This window comes from Nostoc sp. PCC 7524 (assembly GCF_000316645.1).
Lineage (GTDB): Bacteria > Cyanobacteriota > Cyanobacteriia > Cyanobacteriales > Nostocaceae > Trichormus.
This window is the reverse complement of record NC_019684.1, coordinates 2,806,890-2,823,815: the sequence shown is the minus strand read 5'-3', so window position 1 is coordinate 2,823,815 and position 16,926 is coordinate 2,806,890. Positions and strand designations below refer to the sequence as shown.

The following is a 16,926-nucleotide window of genomic DNA, read 5'->3' as shown; positions in this document are numbered from 1 at the left end:
CTCATAATTGGAAAATTCGCAAAAAGTTAATAAAGTGTATCAATTTATTTGTAGAGAATAGCATTGCTACGTCTCTACAAGGACTTCGTGTAATGCACAATCATATAAATTACGGATATAAAAAAGCGCCAAACTGGCTACAAATACACAATTAACTCTGTTAGAGTATTGAGTGTAAAGTGATTGCAGACCTGATTATATAAGGTTGAAGCTCCTTCTGCTAACAAAAAAGCAGGCTAATTGAGTTAGTCTGCTGACATTATAGTTGATGGTAGCGATCGCGATACATTCTCCTGTCTTCAAAAGCAAAGTTAGACTTATCACCTTTGTTGATTTCCTCTGCTATTTACCTCATTCATGATGATATGAATGGGGTTTTTTTATCACAGGCTATAAGCTACACGTTGCCGTAGGTATCACTATGATGATGACCAGGGTTATTTACTCGCATTTATACCAATTACACCCATGATAATTAAAGCAATGGATGCAAATTTTACCAAGGACATAGACTCACGGAACCAAATAATGCCAATACTAGCAATTAAAGCCGTTCCCAATCCTGACCAAATAGAATAAGCAAAGCTAATGTCCAATTTTTCAAGAGCGAGGGTAGAGAAGGTAAAACCACATCCATAAAAGACAAATATCAAGATAGAAGGAATAAGATTATTAAATCCTTCTGACAATTTCATGCAGGTTGTGCCTAAAACTTCAAATAAAATTGCTGCAAGCAGGTAAACCCAATTGATTAACATATTTGTCGTGAACTCTTGACAACTGTATAGTGTCAGCAAAGTTGATAATTGCCTTTGCTAAATATAAATCTTATGAGTAATCAACTAAGCAATTCTGCTATTTAGACGACAGCTTTGTAGAACTTTAGTCCTCTAATAAGGACTGTTCGCGGAGCCTTCCCAACGGGTAGTCTTTACTACGAACTAGATGCCAATATTTTTACATTACTTCACATAGTTTGTTTTTTTTAGTCGTTCTACTTATTTACGCTTATCTACTTACCCACTACCAATTATAGGGTTTACCGAACAGATAAAATACTGGTTTACCGTACTTTTGAAAATATACTTTTACGTTCGGTTATCATCATTTATGAGGTGAGAAAAACCGAATTTAAAATACTTTTATTTCGTAATATTATGAAAACAAATCAAAAACCAAAAGCTTTAACTGATTGCCCCAAATAATCCTGATAGGAGGTAGTGATATGACACTTATACGTTGGAACCCTTGGCAAGAATTAAACACCATGCAACGCCAACTCAATCGTTTTTTTGAAGACGATATGCTACCTACCACAGTTTTTGATAAAACCTTAGTAAAAGTGCCTGCGGCTGAAATTCATGAAACAGATGATGCAGTGCATCTGAAGTTAGAAATTCCAGGTATGGAAGCCAAAGATATAGATTTACAAGTCACTGACAAGGCTGTTTATGTTAGTGGTGAACGTAAATCTGAAACTAAAATGGAAGATAAAGGCACAATCAAGAGTGAATTTCACTATGGTAAATTCCAACGTGTCATTCCTTTGCCTGTACGTATTCAAAATACCAACGTCAAGGCAGAATATAAAGATGGTATCTTGAATCTAATACTGCCTAAAGCTGAAGAAGAGAAGCACAAAGTTGTCAAGATTAGTTTAGATTCAGTTGGCTAACTCTGAAGCAGTATATGGGATAGGTGCATTGGCTTGAGTCGATTAAGTTATAGGGGAAAAGTTAACACGAAACCTAAGAGGATGTTTGAAAAGTTTTAGGGAGTCAAAAATTAAGCCAATCGCTTCACCATAATACGGATCATTGCAAGATAGATAAAAGTTTCTGAGGTTTCGGGCAATAATTCATAATCTCTGACCAATCGCCGACATCCCATGAACCAGCCAAAAGTGCGTTCCACCACCCAACGTTTTTTGAGTAAAACAAAGCCCTTGCTTTGCTCTGGTCGCAGCACCACCTGTACAATCCAGCGACAAAAATTCATGACCCACTGCATGAACGGTTCCCCATCAAAGCCACCATCAACCCAGATGGTGGTTAACCGAGATTGTGGCTGAGACTGTTTAACTCGTTGGAGAACTTGTTTGCCTCCTTCTCGCTCACCGACATTGGCTGCTGTTACCAAAACCCGCAGCACTAACCCCAAGGTATCAACGGTCATAAATCTCTTGCGTCCTTTGATTTTCTTGCCAGCATCAAAGCCTACTGATTGACTCACCATTGCCGCACTCTTGACGCTTTGGCTATCAATTATCGCTTCCGATGGACTCGGATGACGTTCAATTTCGATTCTCGTCCACTCTCGGAGACTATCGTGAATGTGCAACCATGTCCCGTCTTTACGCCAGTTTCGGAAATATGTGTACACTGTTTGCTCTCGTAGGAAAGTCCCCAGGTAGCGTAGGCGTAGCCCGCCGTAGGCATCGCCATCTCACTCCTTCTAGCAGGATGTAAAAAATTGCATTCAGGACTTCCCACATATCGACTTCACGCTTACGACCACCCGGTTTCCCTTCTGGAATCAAGTCGCTAAGAAATTCATATTGTGCGAGGCTCAGGTTACTGGGGTAAGCTTTACTCATGTCGCTCTCTCGGTGCTGTTGATTATCTATTCACAGCGTATACTGAGAGAGCTTTTTTACAACATACCTGACTTTTCAAACACCCTCTAACTCTTAACCCCCTAACCCTAATCCCCATTAAATTCGGCATAGTCCAATTTAATGGGGGTTCCGAATTTTTTAGTAGGGAAGGGGGAAAAGTTAAAGCCTCTTGCTTGGTATTTCTTGGTCTTAGGGAGGGGATGCTACAATAACTCATCCCGAACCTATACCCCACACTCAATCATAGTGAGTCTGAAAGTCTGATGAATACGTATTTCTAGATGTTGAGTACATTACTAATATTTATGAACAATTATATGTTTGTAAATGAGATAATAGTATGCGAAGTATTTTGCAAGCTAAATTAATAGCCAATAGCCATAATCAATCTTGATATAATTAAGCATAATCCCAAGTATTAATGTTTAATTTTATATTCTGAAATCAAATACATAAAAAGAAACTTCCTGGCTCTGGCTATTTTTAACGCTTCTATTCATGGGTTCTCTGCATCCAAATTAAACCACCAATAGAAGTTGAGACAGGTTAGAAGATAATGAATAAAGCCTTTGCTACAATTGACGGTAACGAAGCTGTAGCCCGTGTAGCTTACAAATTAAATGAAGTCATCGCCATTTATCCCATCACACCTTCCTCTGCAATGGGTGAATGGGCAGATGCTTGGATGGCGGAAAGTCGTCCAAATCTTTGGGGAACTGTCCCCAGTGTGGTGCAGATGCAAAGCGAAGGCGGGGCGGCTGGTGCGGTGCATGGCGCATTACAAACGGGGGCTTTGAGTACCACCTTCACCGCTTCCCAGGGACTTTTATTAATGATTCCCAACCTCTACAAAATTGCGGGGGAATTAACTAGCACTGTAGTTCACGTTGCAGCTAGGTCTTTGGCTACCCATGCGCTATCTATTTTCGGTGATCATAGTGATGTGATGGCGGCGCGTGGTACTGGCTTTGCGCTGTTGTGTTCAGCTTCAGTGCAGGAAAGTCACGATTTTGCATTGATAGCTCATGCAGCAACTTTAGAAGCGCGAGTGTCCTTTTTACACTTCTTTGATGGTTTCCGTACCTCCCATGAGGTGCAGAAAGTAGAGTTATTGTCAGATAATGATTTGCGATCGCTCATTAATGAAGATAAAATTTTCGCCCATCGCGCCCGCGCCTTGACTCCAGAACGCCCATTACTGCGTGGTACAGCCCAAAACCCTGATGTTTACTTCCAAGCCCGTGAAGGCGCAAACCCTTATTACAACGCCTGTCCTGAAATTGTCCAGGGAATTATGGATAAATTCGGGGAACGCACAGGCAGATTTTACAAGATTTATGAGTATCACGGCGCGAGTGATGCCGATCGCGTAATTGTCATTATGGGTTCTGGCTGTGAAACCGTCCATGAAACCGTAGATTACCTCAACGCCAGAGGTGAAAAAGTCGGCGTTCTCAAAGTCAGACTGTATCGTCCCTTTGATGTAGAGAGATTTATCCAGGCTTTACCTAATAGTGTAAAAGCGATCGCAGTTCTCGACCGCAGCAAAGAACCGGGTAGTGCAGGCGAACCGTTGTATTTGGATGTCGTCACTGCTATTCATGAAGCAGGGGAGATGTTACCCAAAGTTGTTGGAGGACGTTACGGTTTATCCTCGAAAGAATTTACCCCTGCGATGGTGAAGGCTGTGTTCGATAACTTAGCTCAACCTACGCCGAAGAATCACTTTACTATCGGGATTAATGATGATGTTACCCACACATCCCTAGATTTTGACCCCAATTTCTCCACCGAACCCGATAATGTTGTCCGGGCGATGTTCTATGGTTTGGGTTCTGATGGTACTGTAGGAGCTAACAAAAACTCCATTAAGATTATCGGGGAAGGAACAGACAACTACGCCCAAGGGTATTTTGTCTACGATTCCAAAAAATCAGGCTCAATGACCGTTTCTCACCTGCGTTTCGGTTCTCAACCCATACGTTCAACCTATCTCATCGACCAAGCTAATTTTATTGGTTGTCATCATTGGGGATTTTTGGAACGCATAGATGTATTAAAAGCTGCGGCTACTGGTGCAACAATTTTAGTTAATAGTCCCTACGATGCTGATAGTGTTTGGCAACATCTACCCCCAAAAATCAAGCAGCAAATTTTAGAAAAACAACTGCAACTTTACGTTATCAACGCCAACCAAGTCGCCCGTAACAGTGGGATGGGTGGCAGAATCAATACTATTATGCAGGTGTGCTTTTTTGCTTTGGCAGGGGTATTGCCACAGGAGCAAGCGATCGCCAAAATTAAACAAGCGATTGAAAAGACTTACGGTAAAAAAGGCGCGGAAGTTGTCCGTATGAACCTACAAGCCGTAGACCAAACCCTAGATAATTTACATCAGGTACAAATCCCTGTTGAGGAAAAAGGCAAATGGATAGACGTAGAACAATCTACCCAAAACCCCTTTCCCAGCAGCGTCCCGGCATTTGTACAGGAAGTTTTAGGGAAAATAATGGTATGGCAAGGTGATGACTTACCTGTGAGTACCCTACCACCAGATGGGACATTCCCCACAGGCACAGCAAAATGGGAAAAACGCAACGTGGCTCAAGAAATCCCGGTATGGGATGGAAATGTCTGCGTTCAGTGCAGTAAGTGCGTGATGGTTTGTCCCCACGGTGCAATTCGCGCTAAGGTTTACCCACCTAGTGAATTGTTGAATGCTCCGCCTGCTTTCAAATCAGTCAACGCCAAAGATAAAGACTTTGCTAACCAAAAATTTACTATCCAGGTAGCCCCAGAAGACTGTACAGGCTGCTCTATTTGTGTCAATGTCTGCCCAGCCAAAAGTAAGTCTGAGCCATCTTTAAAGGCGATTAACATGGCGCAGCAGCTACCTTTACGGGAGCAAGAAAGAGAAAATTGGGATTTCTTCTTGAGTTTACCCAACCCTGACCGACGACAGCTAAAACTCAACCAAATTCGCCAACAACAACTGCAAGAACCATTATTTGAATTTTCTGGTGCTTGTGCTGGTTGTGGTGAGACACCTTATCTAAAATTATTAACACAACTATTTGGCGATCGCGCAGTTATTGCTAACGCCACAGGTTGTTCCTCGATTTACGGTGGAAACCTCCCCACCACCCCTTGGACAAAAAACGCTGAAGGAAGAGGCCCCGCATGGTCGAATAGTTTATTTGAAGATAACGCCGAGTTTGGTTTTGGCTATCGTCTCTCGATAGATAAGCAAGCGGAATTTGCGGCGGAACTATTACAACAATTCAGCACCGAACTAGGAGATAACTTAGTCAATTCCCTCCTCAAAGCCGAACAAAAAACCGAAGCTGAAATTTGGGAACAGCGCGAACGGGTAAGCTTGTTAAAGCAACAGCTAGATAAAATCCAAACTCGTGACTCCAATCAAAAATCCAAAATCCAAAATCTCAAATCCTTAGCTGACTACCTAGTCAAAAAAAGCGTCTGGATTATTGGCGGTGATGGTTGGGCTTATGATATTGACTTTGGTGGGATTGACCATGTGTTAGCTAGTGGTCGCAATGTCAATATTTTAGTCATGGATACAGAAGTGTATTCCAATACTGGCGGACAATCTTCCAAAGCCACCCCCCGCGCCGCCGTCGCCAAATTCGCTGCCAGTGGTAAGCCTGCACCGAAGAAAGATTTGGGTTTAATGGCAATGAATTACGGTAATGTTTACGTGGCGAGTGTAGCGTTAGGTGCGAAAGATGATCAAACCCTCAGAGCCTTTTTAGAAGCCGAAGCCTTTGACGGGCCATCATTGATAATTGCTTACAGCCATTGCATCGCCCACGGTATTAACATGACTACAGGGATGAACCATCAAAAAGCCTTGGTAGACTCAGGACGCTGGTTATTGTATCGCCATAATCCATTGTTGCAAGAACAGGGCAAAAATCCCTTACAATTAGATATGCGATCGCCTACGCAATCAGTAGAGCAATCAATGTATCAAGAAAATCGCTTCAAAATGCTCACCAAGAGTAAACCAGAGTTAGCTAAACAACTCTTAGAACAAGCACAAGCTGAAGTTGATGCCCGTTGGCAGATGTATCAATATTTAGCAAGTAAATAATAGTTAGTAGGTAGTAGGGTTGTGTCTATAGCGTTTCCTAGCCTGCTGAGGTACAAATCTCTGCGTAACTCTGCGCTTTACTCCGCGCCCCTCTGCGTTTCAAAATATGATATGTATCTGGATAGCAAATCTTTTATTTCAGGGCTTAGTACATTTTGGTCAGCAATTTAAAATTCCAGAAATTAAATTTTAAGGATATTGAGAGATATGTTAGATGTCAAAAATGAATATTTTTATCATCTATTAGAAAGAATTAAGCAAAGACCAGGAATGTATATAGGACAATGTTCTATTACTAGATTAAATATGTTATTGGTCGGTTATAGTCAAGCAAGAATGGAATTAGGATTACCGCGTACAGAACAAGAAAAAAACTTCGATAATTTTCAAAAATGGATACAAAGTAAATTTAATATTAAGTCCAGTCAAAGTTGGGATAGTATTATTCTCTCAACTTCCACTGATGAAAAAGATGCTTTTTATAAATTTTTTCAGCTATTTGAACAATTCCTTCATGGAGTAACAAACACTCCAAATTTAGAATTAACTACTAAAAGCACTCCAGATTATTCAAACATTTAACAATCTGACATTTTCATCAATCAGATATTTCAGTGTCATGTATTTCTTTCTTACCTTGTCTTGCAACTCGGAGTTGGCGGAGTTTTTCTGATATTGGTGGCGGATTAAGTCGCTGTTGTTCTCTCATTTTATGGCCATGTTCTAGCCAGTTTCTCATGTAAGCACTGACATTTTCTTGGTTTTGCAAATAGTACAGAATAGTCGCATATACTTGTTCTAAAGAAATTGATTGATATATTTGAGCAATTTCCTCTGGAGAGCGTCCACAATCAATGTATTCATAAAGAATCGTTTCAATTCCTATTCTTGAATTTTTTAATCTAATATCTCCAGGAGAGAGAAAGTTAAAATACTCTGCAATATTCTTTGTATCTTGAACTTGATTTGTATTCATAGTTTTATAATCTCACATAAAGCTAATCCAGAGATTAGTATCAATAATTATCTTGATTGCTTTGTTTTCCGGCATAAATTTGAGAACGGACGTTTTCTACTTCCTCTGTAATTTCGTCTAAAGATAATTCATTAGTTTGAAATGTTTCTAGTAACTGGGTTAACTTCTTATTCAATGTTTCTTTTTCTAGCTCTTTGCTGAGTAAAAGCTTTTCTGAATCAGACAATTGTTTAACTAGAGTAAGAATTTGCTCAAATGTCAAAGGTAGTTGATAGGTATTTTGTAACATAGTGTCAAAGATTCTTTAATTCTTGATTATATGTTCATCACTATTTTTACATTTTATTTCACCACCGCAACCAAGAGCGAAGCCAACGCCACAACGGAAGCAACCACACCCAAAAACCACGGCGAGTAACTACAGGCGTTTGTAGTTGAGATAGATGCTCAATTCTATCATTGCAAGCTTGCACATAGGCATTAAGTCCTATTGTCTGACATAGTTCACGAGCATTGCGATCGCGCACCCAGCGCATTTAATTCTCGGTTAATGATAAAATCCTACAATTCCTCGTTAGACAATAAAAGCTATAATTATAGTTTAGCTGAATCAAATTCAATACCACGACGGGCAAAATATTTATCAATGTTAATCTGCACAAATAAATCCTTGAGTTCTTCGGCAATCTCTTGAGGTGGATTTCCTGATAAAGCTATTGCAATTAAACGTTCTGCTGCTGCAATTTCTCCACAGTCAATCGCTAAAGTTGCCGCACTACGATGTAATACTGAACGTGTAGGTTCTGCTGCCAGATTATTGACAATTAATTCTGCGGCTAACCTTTCTTTTTCAAATGCTTGTTTGGAGAGTTGTAAAGCTAAAACAGAGTCGCCTTTGAGTTTAGCAACTTGTGCCATTTCAGCTAAATCCATTGCTTGTTTATGTAAATCTTGAATCTGATTCATTATGATCATCAATCAAAAAAGTCATTCTCGCCAATTATCTATTACTAAAGGATATCCTAATGCTTGAATTTTCTGATAATGTTTAGTATTACCTGTTACTAAAACTAAGTTATTGGCGATCGCTGTAGCGGCTATTAAGACATCTGCTAATCCGATTGGTTGTCCTGCTGTTTCTAAATCCGCTTGAATCAAACCAGAAAGTTCTGCACAGCTTTGGTCTAAAGGCAATATTTCCAGTTGAGACAAATCTGCTAAAAACTCTTGAATCCGGTCATTACGATTTATTCTCCTCCATCCCTTGATAATTTCGGAAACAGTAATTACAGAAATTGTGTACTGTTGCCATATACCTCTATAAGCAATGGCTTGAGCATTTATTTTAGGATTTTTTAATTTGCAAATTTCTGATAAAATATCCGTATCAATTAAAGATTTTCTCACACCTAACTTTATTCTCTATAATTCCTATCTCTTAAAATATCTGCAACCATTTTATCAACTAATTCGGCTTCATCAGCCCATTTACCGATAAATGTATCATTAAGAATTTCTGGTTGTGTTAATTGCTTAATCATTGCTTTGATTATGTCAGAAATTTCGCAATTATAAGTTTGTGCCAATTGGTTGATTTTGGCAAATGTTTCTTGATCAAGTTCTATTTCTAGTTTTTGCATAGGTGATTAAGAAGTTGGAAATTAATAGATGAGAGGTTGTTTTAAAAGTGATTGGCTGTGATTTTCGGCACTTACTGATCCCCCTAAATCCCCCTTAAAAAGGGGGACTTGAAGAAGTTTTCCCCCCTTTTTAAGCTATCCATTATAAACATCTTTCTTAACATTTCGAGAGTATGAACTCACGTCTCTAGAACCCTGATTCGTTCGTTTTTCATTCTCAATAAAAACACTGTTTTAGCGAGAAGAATAAATGATGATTTGTCAAGTATGCTTAAAGTTTCAGTCCTTAAGATGCTTATAGAGCAAGGGTTTTAAGATTGTAAAGAAAGATGTGGGTAACGCATAGCTTTTTAAGGGGGGTTAGGGGGGATCAATAACATCTTGCTACCCAAAACAAGACTTTTCAAACATCCTCTTATATTAATTATAAGTGAATGGACTTTGTTTACCGCCGAAACCAAGAGCGAAGCCAACGCCACAACCGACGCAACCACGCCCAAAAACCACGGCGAGTAACTACAGGCGTTTGTGGTTGAGAAAGACGCTCGATTTTATCATTGCAATCTTGCACATCGGCATCAAGTCCCATTTTCTGAAATAGTTCACGAGAATTGCGATAAGCACCTAGCGCGTCTGATTCTCGGTTGACGTTTTCTAATGCCAAACTTAAGTTATACCAAGCGTTTGCTTCCCCTCGAATATCGCCAATCTCCCTAGCGATATCCAAAGACTGCTGGAAAAAATTAATCGCCTGTTGGTACTCTCCCAGTTGATTATAAGCATTCCCCAAACCCATTAAAGAAATACCTTCGCAATTGCGATCGCCTATCTCCCCTAATATTTCCAAAGACTGCTGGAAAAACTCAATCGCCCGTTGGTACTCTCCCAGGGAGTCGTAAGCATTGCCTAAATTGCCCAAGGAATTACCTTCGCAATTGCGATCGCCTATCTCCCTTGATATTTCCAAAGACTGCTGGTAGAACTCAATCGCCCGTTGGTACTCTCCCAGACAGCCGTAAGCATTGCCTAAACCGATTAAGGAATTACCAACACCTGAGCGATCGCCTATCTCCCTTAATATTTCCAAAGACTGCTGGTAGAACTCTATCGCCCGTTGGTACTCTCCCAGGGAACGGTAAGCATTGCCTAAACCGATTAAGGAACTACCAACGCCATTGTGATTGCCTATCTCCCTTAATATTTCCAAAGACTGCTGGAACAACTCAATCGCCCGTTGGTACTCTCCCAGGGAACGGTAAACATTGCCTAAACTGCCCAAGGAATTACCAACACCATTGTGATCGCCAATCCCCCTTGATATTTCCAAAGACTGCTGGTAGAACTCAATCGCCCGTTGGTACTCTCCCAGGCAGCCGTAAGCATTGCCTAAACCGATTAAGGAACTACCAACACAATTGTGATCGCCAATCTCCCTTGATATTTCCAAAGACTGCTGGTAGAACTCAATCGCCCGTTGGTACTCTCCCAGGGAACGGTAAGCATTGCCTAAATTGTTTAAAGAAATACCAACGCCATTGCGATCGCCAATCTCCCTTGATATTTCCAAAGACTGCTGGTGGAACTCAATCGCCAGTTGGTACTTTCCCAGGCAGCCGTAAGCATTGCCTAATGAAGTGAGAGAAGCATCATATTTCCAATTTTCTCTATCGCCCATTTCTTGCCATTTACCCACCAGCTGCCCATATAATTCTACTTTTTCGTTGTAATGACCCCGCAAGGTTAAAAATTCATCGCAAACCCGAACGCTATCAAAGGCAGAGTTATAATCTTGCAACTGATAGTAGTGATGAAAGATTTCCAAGTGTTCTTTAACATCGTCCCTTATTTGCCAGGGTGGTTGTTTTGCAATTGAGCGATAATAATCAATGGCTCGTTGATGCGCTTCCGTCTGTTCCCCTGCTTTATACCGCACATACTCCCACACCACAGGCTGAAACTCAAATCGCCGCTTACCATTGAGTTTTTCTACCAACAAAGAACGCTTCACCAGATTCCGCAATTCTCCCTCAATCTCTGGTTCTGCATTTCCCGGCAACACCGCCATTGCTGCGGCACTGTCAACCGCACCACGATAAACACTAATATTCAGCAATAAAGCCTTTTGTAACTCACTCAATCTTGCAAAACTGGCATCCAACACCAACACCATCCCCACATTTTCCCGGCGATGCACACCTACCACTTGGGGATCTGTCAACAACTGCCGCAAGTTGCCTAAACCTAAATCTGCTAATCTGCTTAAATTAGGGTCTTGTGAATATTCTTCCTTTAATAAGTCTGCTACCAATCTCAACAATAGGGGATGCCCACCTACTAATTCGACAAACTCTTTTAAATCCCCTTTAATACCCAATGCTGTTAACAGTGCCACCCCTTCATCTACTTGTAAACCCTTCAGGGGTAGCCATTGAAAGCCTTTTAATTCTGGTCTTTCTCTGGTGGTGACTAACACCTTACTATTACTACCAGATTCCACCCATGCTTGGAAAAACTCACCGTAAAATAAACTTCCCCACTGTCGATCAGATTGTAATAAACTTTCCAGGTTGTCAATAATCAGTAAAAATTGCCCAGAACGCAAACAGTTAACTAACGCCTCTACTAACTGCGCTTCTTGTTCTGGCACAGGAAAGCCGAATTTTTCTAATACTTCTCTGGCTACATCGCTAAAACCTGCCCCATTACTGACATCAGCCCAAAATCGCTTGGGGAAACCCGCAATTTCATCATAAATCTTCGTCGCCAGCGTCGATTTACCTGTGCCACCGATGCCTTCTATACCAATTAAAAAAGTATTGTCATCAGTTAACCATTGCTGTATTTGAGCAATTTCTGTGGTTCGTCCTTGCCAATAAGCCAAACTTTTACCAGGATTCCCAGCTTTGAGAACTCCCGGCGATTCTGCTTTGGTACTGCGTTCTAGCCACTCCACTATTTCTTGCTGTGCAGTACCATAAACAGCAATGTGGTTAATTACTTTGGGCTGTTGATATTTCTGCTAAGGTCGTAGATTGGCTGATGAACATCACCTGCTGTATTGACCTGTATACTTTCATCGTAGGATTGAGCGTTGAGGCTAACAGAGCCATCATTAGATTTTGTTTCTTGCAAAATCTTGGCTATTTCCTTCGCCAGTGCTGTATCAGCATCCAATATCTTTTTGAGTTGCACTTGCAAACAGGTTCTTAAAGCTTCATCGTCTGGACTTTGAGCGACATCTGTAGCAGCTTCTTTGGCGGCTTCTTTTGCCTCTACTTTAGGCTGAAGTTTCCCCCAAATTGCCTTGGCTTTATTCCAAACATCCTCACCAACTTTCAGCGATGCGCCTTCTGCAACTTTATTCAACAGAAATGGTAGACAGGGAGCAAGTAATTGCACGATAAAAGCGATATCCATTAATTTACGCAGGAAATTACAGTTATTTATACAAGCTCATGTTAGCGTATTTCTTTTTCAGCAAAATCTGTCAGTAATAACTTGGTAAAGTAGGCGAGGCGGAAAATACATAACAAATCAACCAACAAAATAAAAAATGAAAATTGGGATTTTAGGACTGGGACTAATTGGTGGTTCATTGGGTTATGATCTGCGATCGCAAGGTCATTATGTTGTCGGAGTCAGCCGCAAACAATCAACCTGTGCAACGGCTGTAGCTTTAGGTAGTGTTGATGAGGCTAATGTCGATCTGAGCCTATTTGCGGACACAGAAGTTGTGTTTATTTGTACACCCATTGGGTTGATTGTGCCGCAAGCAGAGCAATTAATTCAGCATTTACCTAAAACTACGGTGGTGACTGATGTCGGTTCAGTCAAAGCACCGATTGTCACAGCCATTGCACCTATGTGGGAAAATTTTATTGGTGGTCATCCCATGGCCGGAACCGCAGATAGTGGCATAGAAGCAGCTCAAAAAAATTTATTTGTGGATAGACCTTATGTATTAACACCAGATGGGAAAACGCCAAAAAGTGCGATCGCAGTGGTAGAAGAAATTGTGCGATCGCTAGGTGCTAATATCTATTATTGTCAGCCAGAACAACACGACCGCGCTGTGAGTTGGATTTCCCATTTACCTGTGATGGTTAGTTCCTCATTGATTGCGGCTTGTCTTGGTGAAACTGACCCAGAAGTTTTACAATTAGCACAAAACTTAGCTAGTTCCGGCTTTCGAGATACTAGCCGCGTCGGTGGGGGTAATCCAGAGTTAGGTGTAATGATGGCGCAATATAATCGCCAAGCATTGCTGGGTTCATTACAACAATATCGTTACCAACTCGATGAATTAATTAACTTAATTGAGCAAGAAAATTGGACAGCTTTAGCAGCAAAGTTGCAGTCCACACAACAAGCAAGACCTAGTTTTGTGGACTAACAAGGGAAACGGGAACAGAAAAAAGTTAATATAGCAATTCGATTTGATTTCTGAAATTATCTGCATAGGCAGGCAATAGGCAATAGGCAATAGGCAATAGGAAAGGAGAGAGTAGGGGTGTACTGATTTTTTTTATGCGCCAGCGCAGGATACGCCAACAAAAATCAAATAGGAATCCTATACCAATTCAAAGAATTATTTTTCCTATTCCCTGTTCCCTATTCCTCTCCCAAGTTTTCATCAACAGTTAATTGCGACTTAATGCAAAATATTTTTTATTCTAAATTATTGTTGAGCAATTATCTAAAATTATTTTTTTTGTTACAATACGAACTTGGTCAATAAAAATTTTTCACAGCAATATGTTGTTCAATTTTGCTGCCATAGCAATTGAACAAAATGGACATCAAAAAGTAGCAGTATCTGGAAGTCTTGAAAAAGTAATTTGAGGGTTAATATATGAAATATGGAATTGATATGGGTCATAACTGCCCACCAGACACCGGAGCAAGAGGCATCAAATTTGAGGATACTTTAACTAGAGATGTAGGTAACAGAGTTACATCTAAATTAAGAGCTTTAGGACATGAAGTAATAGTATGTAACCCAGAGAAGGCTAATTCAGTTAGAGATTCACTCTCACAAAGATGCAATAGAGCTAATGCTGCTAGAGTAGAAGTATTTGTTTCAATTCATTTTAATGCCTTTAACGGACAAGCTAATGGTACAGAAGTATTTGCAGCTAGTGAAACAGGCAGAAGAATTGCTAAACCTGTTGTAGATGAAATTGTAAAATTAGGATTTTTTAATCGGGGAGTTAAGAGTGGTTCCCACTTATTTGTGTTGCGAAATACAAATATGCCAGCGATTCTTGTAGAATGTTGTTTCATTGATTCCCAAAAAGATATGAATCTGTTTGAGCCAGAAGCAATGGCTAATGCAATTGTTAAAGGTTTAACAGGTAAATTACCTACTACACCTGTAACTCCTGTTCCAGATGAAGAACAGAATATAGATACCAGTATAATGAGGCTACAAAAAGCTTTAAATAGACTAAAAATTACTGATAGAAATGGTAAAGCTCTAGCTGAAAATAATCGACTGACCGCAGAAACAAAATTTGCTATCGAAAGATTTCAAGGAATTGTGGGAGTTGAACAAACTGGTGTGGCAGGAGAAACTACCTGGAACGTCATTAATCTAATCTTAGCCAAGCGGATCATTAGAATTAATCATGCTGGTGGGCCGGTAGTCAGATATATACAACATCGATTAGGTGCTGATGTAGATGGTATTTTGGGACCACAAACAGAAGCAGCAATCAAAAGATTTCAAAGACAGAATGGTTTAATTGCTGATGGAATTATTGGACCAATGACTTGGAAAAAATTAATCGGTTAGTACAACTATTAGCACATAGTAAGTTAACCAAAGGTCTGGGATTTTTAGTAGTAAATAGAAGTCAGAAGATAGGGAAACAAGAGAGAAATTTTTCCTTATCTTCTTTGTCTTCAAAACTTCCGAGTGAAGAATTTCCCCACTAACCGCGATTTCGTTCTAATAGCAACATCATGAGCAAACTTAATAAAACTTGCTCTTCCTCGCGATCGCTCAGTTGATCAACAGCTTTGATCATAAATTTCCTAGAGAGAAACGTCGGGATTTTCTCTAAACGCATAACAACTGTACCATCAGCCCGGCTGACTAAATAGACTGGATTGAACACATAACCAGTAAACATACCCAAAATTGGGATTTCTGCCAACAGAGCATCTGCAATCTTCACCCAAGGGTTTTTCTCTTGGATAGTTAAATTACTCACATCGCCATCAAAGATATCATAGCGAGCTTTCCACAGAGATTTTAAGCCGCGCCGTTTGACTCCACCAATATAAGTGCCGTTACTATCACTAAAGTCATAGCGAGCTGAGAAATCAATAATGCGATCGGCTTTGATGTAGTATAAAGGACGCGTGCGATCGGCATCAGCAAAGATAGTAATTGCTTCCTTGAGTTTAAAGAGCTTCTGCTTGACGTAGAAAACCAAATTCCCCTGATGATCAGCAACAGATATTTGCGGCGCTAAAGCCCATAGTTTAAAGGTAAGTTCTAGTGGATACTGCATAGTTTAAATAGAAACAACGCAATTGATCATCCCATTATTAATCCCAGTTCAGGTGAATGTATAACAAGCCACCTGTTAAGTAATGTAAATAGTGACCAAACTCTTCGGGCAGGCAATAGGGAATAGGCAACAGGCAATAGTCATAAAATCCTGCCCGATTCTTGGGTTAGAAGCCCCTAAATTTATTTATGAACAGCATCCACGGGGAGCAGGAAGTTTATCAGGTTCCGACAAAATTAGACTAATTATGTCTTTCAAACTTACCCCACCTGAATGAGAACAGCCAACCTCTGAAGTATTGAGGATACAGTCATAAATGATCAGTCGTCTCATACTTTTATGAGAAGTTTTCACAGTAAAAGACCATTTTTTACCATTTATTTAGTTGTGGCTTCTTAATTAAAATTTTCACTTAGATATCAATAGATATTTTGTAATTTCCATACTGAACTATCTAAAGTTTAGAGATAACCCCAAACTATTTTAATAATTAAATGGTTGCTTTTTCTCCAGACATTATTAGTCATTTTATGTCGAAATGACTCGTTTTCAGCTATTGAAGAACCATTTTTTTTCGCTAATAATTGCAGTATGAGTTAAGCAAAACAAGCTTAATTCATATAAATAGGAATGTTTTCTCCCTAGTCTTATCGAGGAAAAAGAAATGACAAACATCAATGTTTTTGAATCCCATAATGCTGGTTCTGAACTGTTCATAGATTCAGAAAACTTTCTGCAGGACCTAAATGATACAGATGCTATGGCTGTGCAAGGCGGAGAAGGTGCTGGGTTCATGCAATATTTAGGCTACGGTCAGAAGTTTCTAGAATATGGTTTGAACGGATTTGCAATAAATAATATTGTATCTATCGTCAAGACATATACTGCTGTCGGTGGTGTACAAGCTAATGGTAATGGTGCTGCTCCAGGAGCTAATGGCAATGGTACTGCTCCAGGAACTAATGGCAATGGTGATAATGGCTAATAGATTGTAATTCGTTGCTTAATAGGATTCAGTAATCAACAACTGAATCCTATTAAGATCACCCCATTATTCGGAT

The 16,926-nt window shown here is 40.0% G+C and carries 16 protein-coding genes and 1 pseudogene; 6 read left to right on the top strand and 11 right to left on the bottom strand.

All coding sequences use genetic code 11. The annotated features are described in order from the left end of the window. Positions 1–437: 437 nt before the first annotated feature. Positions 438–758 (bottom strand): DMT family transporter, encoded by a 321-nt coding sequence (locus NOS7524_RS11265; RefSeq protein ID WP_015138610.1) that lies wholly within the window; start codon positions 756–758, stop codon positions 438–440. 467 nt (positions 759–1,225) lie between these two features. Between NOS7524_RS11265 and NOS7524_RS11260 the strand changes: the two genes are divergently transcribed. Continuing rightward, positions 1,226–1,675 (top strand): Hsp20/alpha crystallin family protein, encoded by a 450-nt coding sequence (locus NOS7524_RS11260; RefSeq protein ID WP_015138609.1) that lies wholly within the window; start codon positions 1,226–1,228, stop codon positions 1,673–1,675. Positions 1,676–1,785: 110 nt separating this feature from the next. Here NOS7524_RS11260 and NOS7524_RS11255 read toward each other — a convergent pair. Further along, positions 1,786–2,596: pseudogene (locus NOS7524_RS11255) on the bottom strand (IS5 family transposase). A gap of 577 nt (positions 2,597–3,173) precedes the next feature. On the opposite strand from NOS7524_RS11255, the gene nifJ reads away from it, so the two are divergent. Together nifJ and NOS7524_RS11245 are read left to right on the top strand one after the other, a co-directional pair. Continuing rightward, complete coding sequence (gene nifJ / locus NOS7524_RS11250; protein WP_015138608.1) at positions 3,174–6,731, top strand: pyruvate:ferredoxin (flavodoxin) oxidoreductase; 3,558 nt, start codon at positions 3,174–3,176, stop codon at positions 6,729–6,731. Positions 6,732–6,938: 207 nt separating this feature from the next. Continuing rightward, complete coding sequence (locus NOS7524_RS11245) at positions 6,939–7,313, top strand: hypothetical protein (protein WP_015138607.1); 375 nt, start codon at positions 6,939–6,941, stop codon at positions 7,311–7,313. A 16-nt stretch (positions 7,314–7,329) separates the two neighbouring features. Here NOS7524_RS11245 and NOS7524_RS11240 read toward each other — a convergent pair whose 3' ends face one another. From NOS7524_RS11240 to NOS7524_RS11205, 8 genes are all read right to left on the bottom strand, one after another. Then, entirely contained in the window at positions 7,330–7,707 is a 378-nt protein-coding gene (locus NOS7524_RS11240) for a DUF433 domain-containing protein (RefSeq protein ID WP_015138606.1), read from the bottom strand. A 40-nt stretch (positions 7,708–7,747) separates the two neighbouring features. Further along, positions 7,748–7,996 (bottom strand): type II toxin-antitoxin system VapB15 family antitoxin, encoded by a 249-nt coding sequence (gene vap15, locus NOS7524_RS11235; RefSeq protein ID WP_015138605.1) that lies wholly within the window; start codon positions 7,994–7,996, stop codon positions 7,748–7,750. A 58-nt stretch (positions 7,997–8,054) separates the two neighbouring features. Beyond that, positions 8,055–8,243, bottom strand: coding sequence for a hypothetical protein (locus NOS7524_RS11230; RefSeq protein ID WP_015138604.1), 189 nt, complete (start codon positions 8,241–8,243; stop codon positions 8,055–8,057). Between the two features lie 58 nt (positions 8,244–8,301). Then, positions 8,302–8,673 (bottom strand): hypothetical protein, encoded by a 372-nt coding sequence (locus tag NOS7524_RS11225; RefSeq protein ID WP_015138603.1) that lies wholly within the window; start codon positions 8,671–8,673, stop codon positions 8,302–8,304. 21 nt (positions 8,674–8,694) lie between these two features. Further along, a complete protein-coding gene (locus tag NOS7524_RS11220) occupies positions 8,695–9,114 on the bottom strand; it encodes a PIN domain-containing protein (protein WP_015138602.1) in 420 nt (139 codons plus the stop codon). Positions 9,115–9,122: 8 nt separating this feature from the next. Then, positions 9,123–9,347 carry a hypothetical protein gene (locus NOS7524_RS11215; RefSeq protein ID WP_015138601.1) on the bottom strand — a complete coding sequence of 75 codons (225 nt, stop codon included), beginning with the start codon at positions 9,345–9,347 and terminating at the stop codon, positions 9,123–9,125. 445 nt (positions 9,348–9,792) lie between these two features. Further along, positions 9,793–12,300, bottom strand: coding sequence for a tetratricopeptide repeat protein (locus NOS7524_RS11210; protein ID WP_015138600.1), 2,508 nt, complete (start codon positions 12,298–12,300; stop codon positions 9,793–9,795). A 41-nt stretch (positions 12,301–12,341) separates the two neighbouring features. Continuing rightward, on the bottom strand, positions 12,342–12,764 hold the full coding sequence (locus NOS7524_RS11205; RefSeq protein ID WP_015138599.1) for a hypothetical protein: 423 nt from the start codon (positions 12,762–12,764) through the stop codon (positions 12,342–12,344). Between the two features lie 136 nt (positions 12,765–12,900). On the opposite strand from NOS7524_RS11205, the gene NOS7524_RS11200 reads away from it, so the two are divergent. Then, a complete protein-coding gene (locus NOS7524_RS11200) occupies positions 12,901–13,740 on the top strand; it encodes a prephenate/arogenate dehydrogenase (protein ID WP_015138598.1) in 840 nt (279 codons plus the stop codon). A gap of 459 nt (positions 13,741–14,199) precedes the next feature. Beyond that, complete coding sequence (locus NOS7524_RS11195; RefSeq protein WP_015138597.1) at positions 14,200–15,141, top strand: N-acetylmuramoyl-L-alanine amidase; 942 nt, start codon at positions 14,200–14,202, stop codon at positions 15,139–15,141. Positions 15,142–15,280: 139 nt separating this feature from the next. Here NOS7524_RS11195 and NOS7524_RS11190 read toward each other — a convergent pair whose 3' ends face one another. After that, complete coding sequence (locus NOS7524_RS11190) at positions 15,281–15,865, bottom strand: hypothetical protein (RefSeq protein WP_015138596.1); 585 nt, start codon at positions 15,863–15,865, stop codon at positions 15,281–15,283. 760 nt (positions 15,866–16,625) lie between these two features. Between NOS7524_RS11190 and NOS7524_RS11185 the strand changes: the two genes are divergently transcribed. Continuing rightward, positions 16,626–16,850 (top strand): hypothetical protein, encoded by a 225-nt coding sequence (locus NOS7524_RS11185; RefSeq protein ID WP_144050860.1) that lies wholly within the window; start codon positions 16,626–16,628, stop codon positions 16,848–16,850. Positions 16,851–16,926 lie beyond the last annotated feature (76 nt).

Bases quoted from the DNA above. Each gene is read 5' to 3' on its own strand.
- NOS7524_RS11265 (WP_015138610.1), bottom strand. From the start codon at position 758: ATGTTAATCAATTGGGTTTACCTGCTTGCAGCAATTTTATTTGAAGTT.
- NOS7524_RS11260 (WP_015138609.1), top strand. From the start codon at position 1,226: ATGACACTTATACGTTGGAACCCTTGGCAAGAATTAAACACCATGCAA.
- nifJ (WP_015138608.1), top strand. From the start codon at position 3,174: ATGAATAAAGCCTTTGCTACAATTGACGGTAACGAAGCTGTAGCCCGT.
- NOS7524_RS11245 (WP_015138607.1), top strand. From the start codon at position 6,939: ATGTTAGATGTCAAAAATGAATATTTTTATCATCTATTAGAAAGAATT.
- NOS7524_RS11240 (WP_015138606.1), bottom strand. From the start codon at position 7,707: ATGAATACAAATCAAGTTCAAGATACAAAGAATATTGCAGAGTATTTT.
- vap15 (WP_015138605.1), bottom strand. From the start codon at position 7,996: ATGTTACAAAATACCTATCAACTACCTTTGACATTTGAGCAAATTCTT.
- NOS7524_RS11230 (WP_015138604.1), bottom strand. From the start codon at position 8,243: ATGCGCTGGGTGCGCGATCGCAATGCTCGTGAACTATGTCAGACAATA.
- NOS7524_RS11225 (WP_015138603.1), bottom strand. From the start codon at position 8,673: ATGAATCAGATTCAAGATTTACATAAACAAGCAATGGATTTAGCTGAA.
- NOS7524_RS11215 (WP_015138601.1), bottom strand. From the start codon at position 9,347: ATGCAAAAACTAGAAATAGAACTTGATCAAGAAACATTTGCCAAAATC.
- NOS7524_RS11205 (WP_015138599.1), bottom strand. From the start codon at position 12,764: ATGGATATCGCTTTTATCGTGCAATTACTTGCTCCCTGTCTACCATTT.
- NOS7524_RS11200 (WP_015138598.1), top strand. From the start codon at position 12,901: ATGAAAATTGGGATTTTAGGACTGGGACTAATTGGTGGTTCATTGGGT.
- NOS7524_RS11195 (WP_015138597.1), top strand. From the start codon at position 14,200: ATGAAATATGGAATTGATATGGGTCATAACTGCCCACCAGACACCGGA.
- NOS7524_RS11190 (WP_015138596.1), bottom strand. From the start codon at position 15,865: ATGCAGTATCCACTAGAACTTACCTTTAAACTATGGGCTTTAGCGCCG.
- NOS7524_RS11185 (WP_144050860.1), top strand. From the start codon at position 16,626: ATGGCTGTGCAAGGCGGAGAAGGTGCTGGGTTCATGCAATATTTAGGC.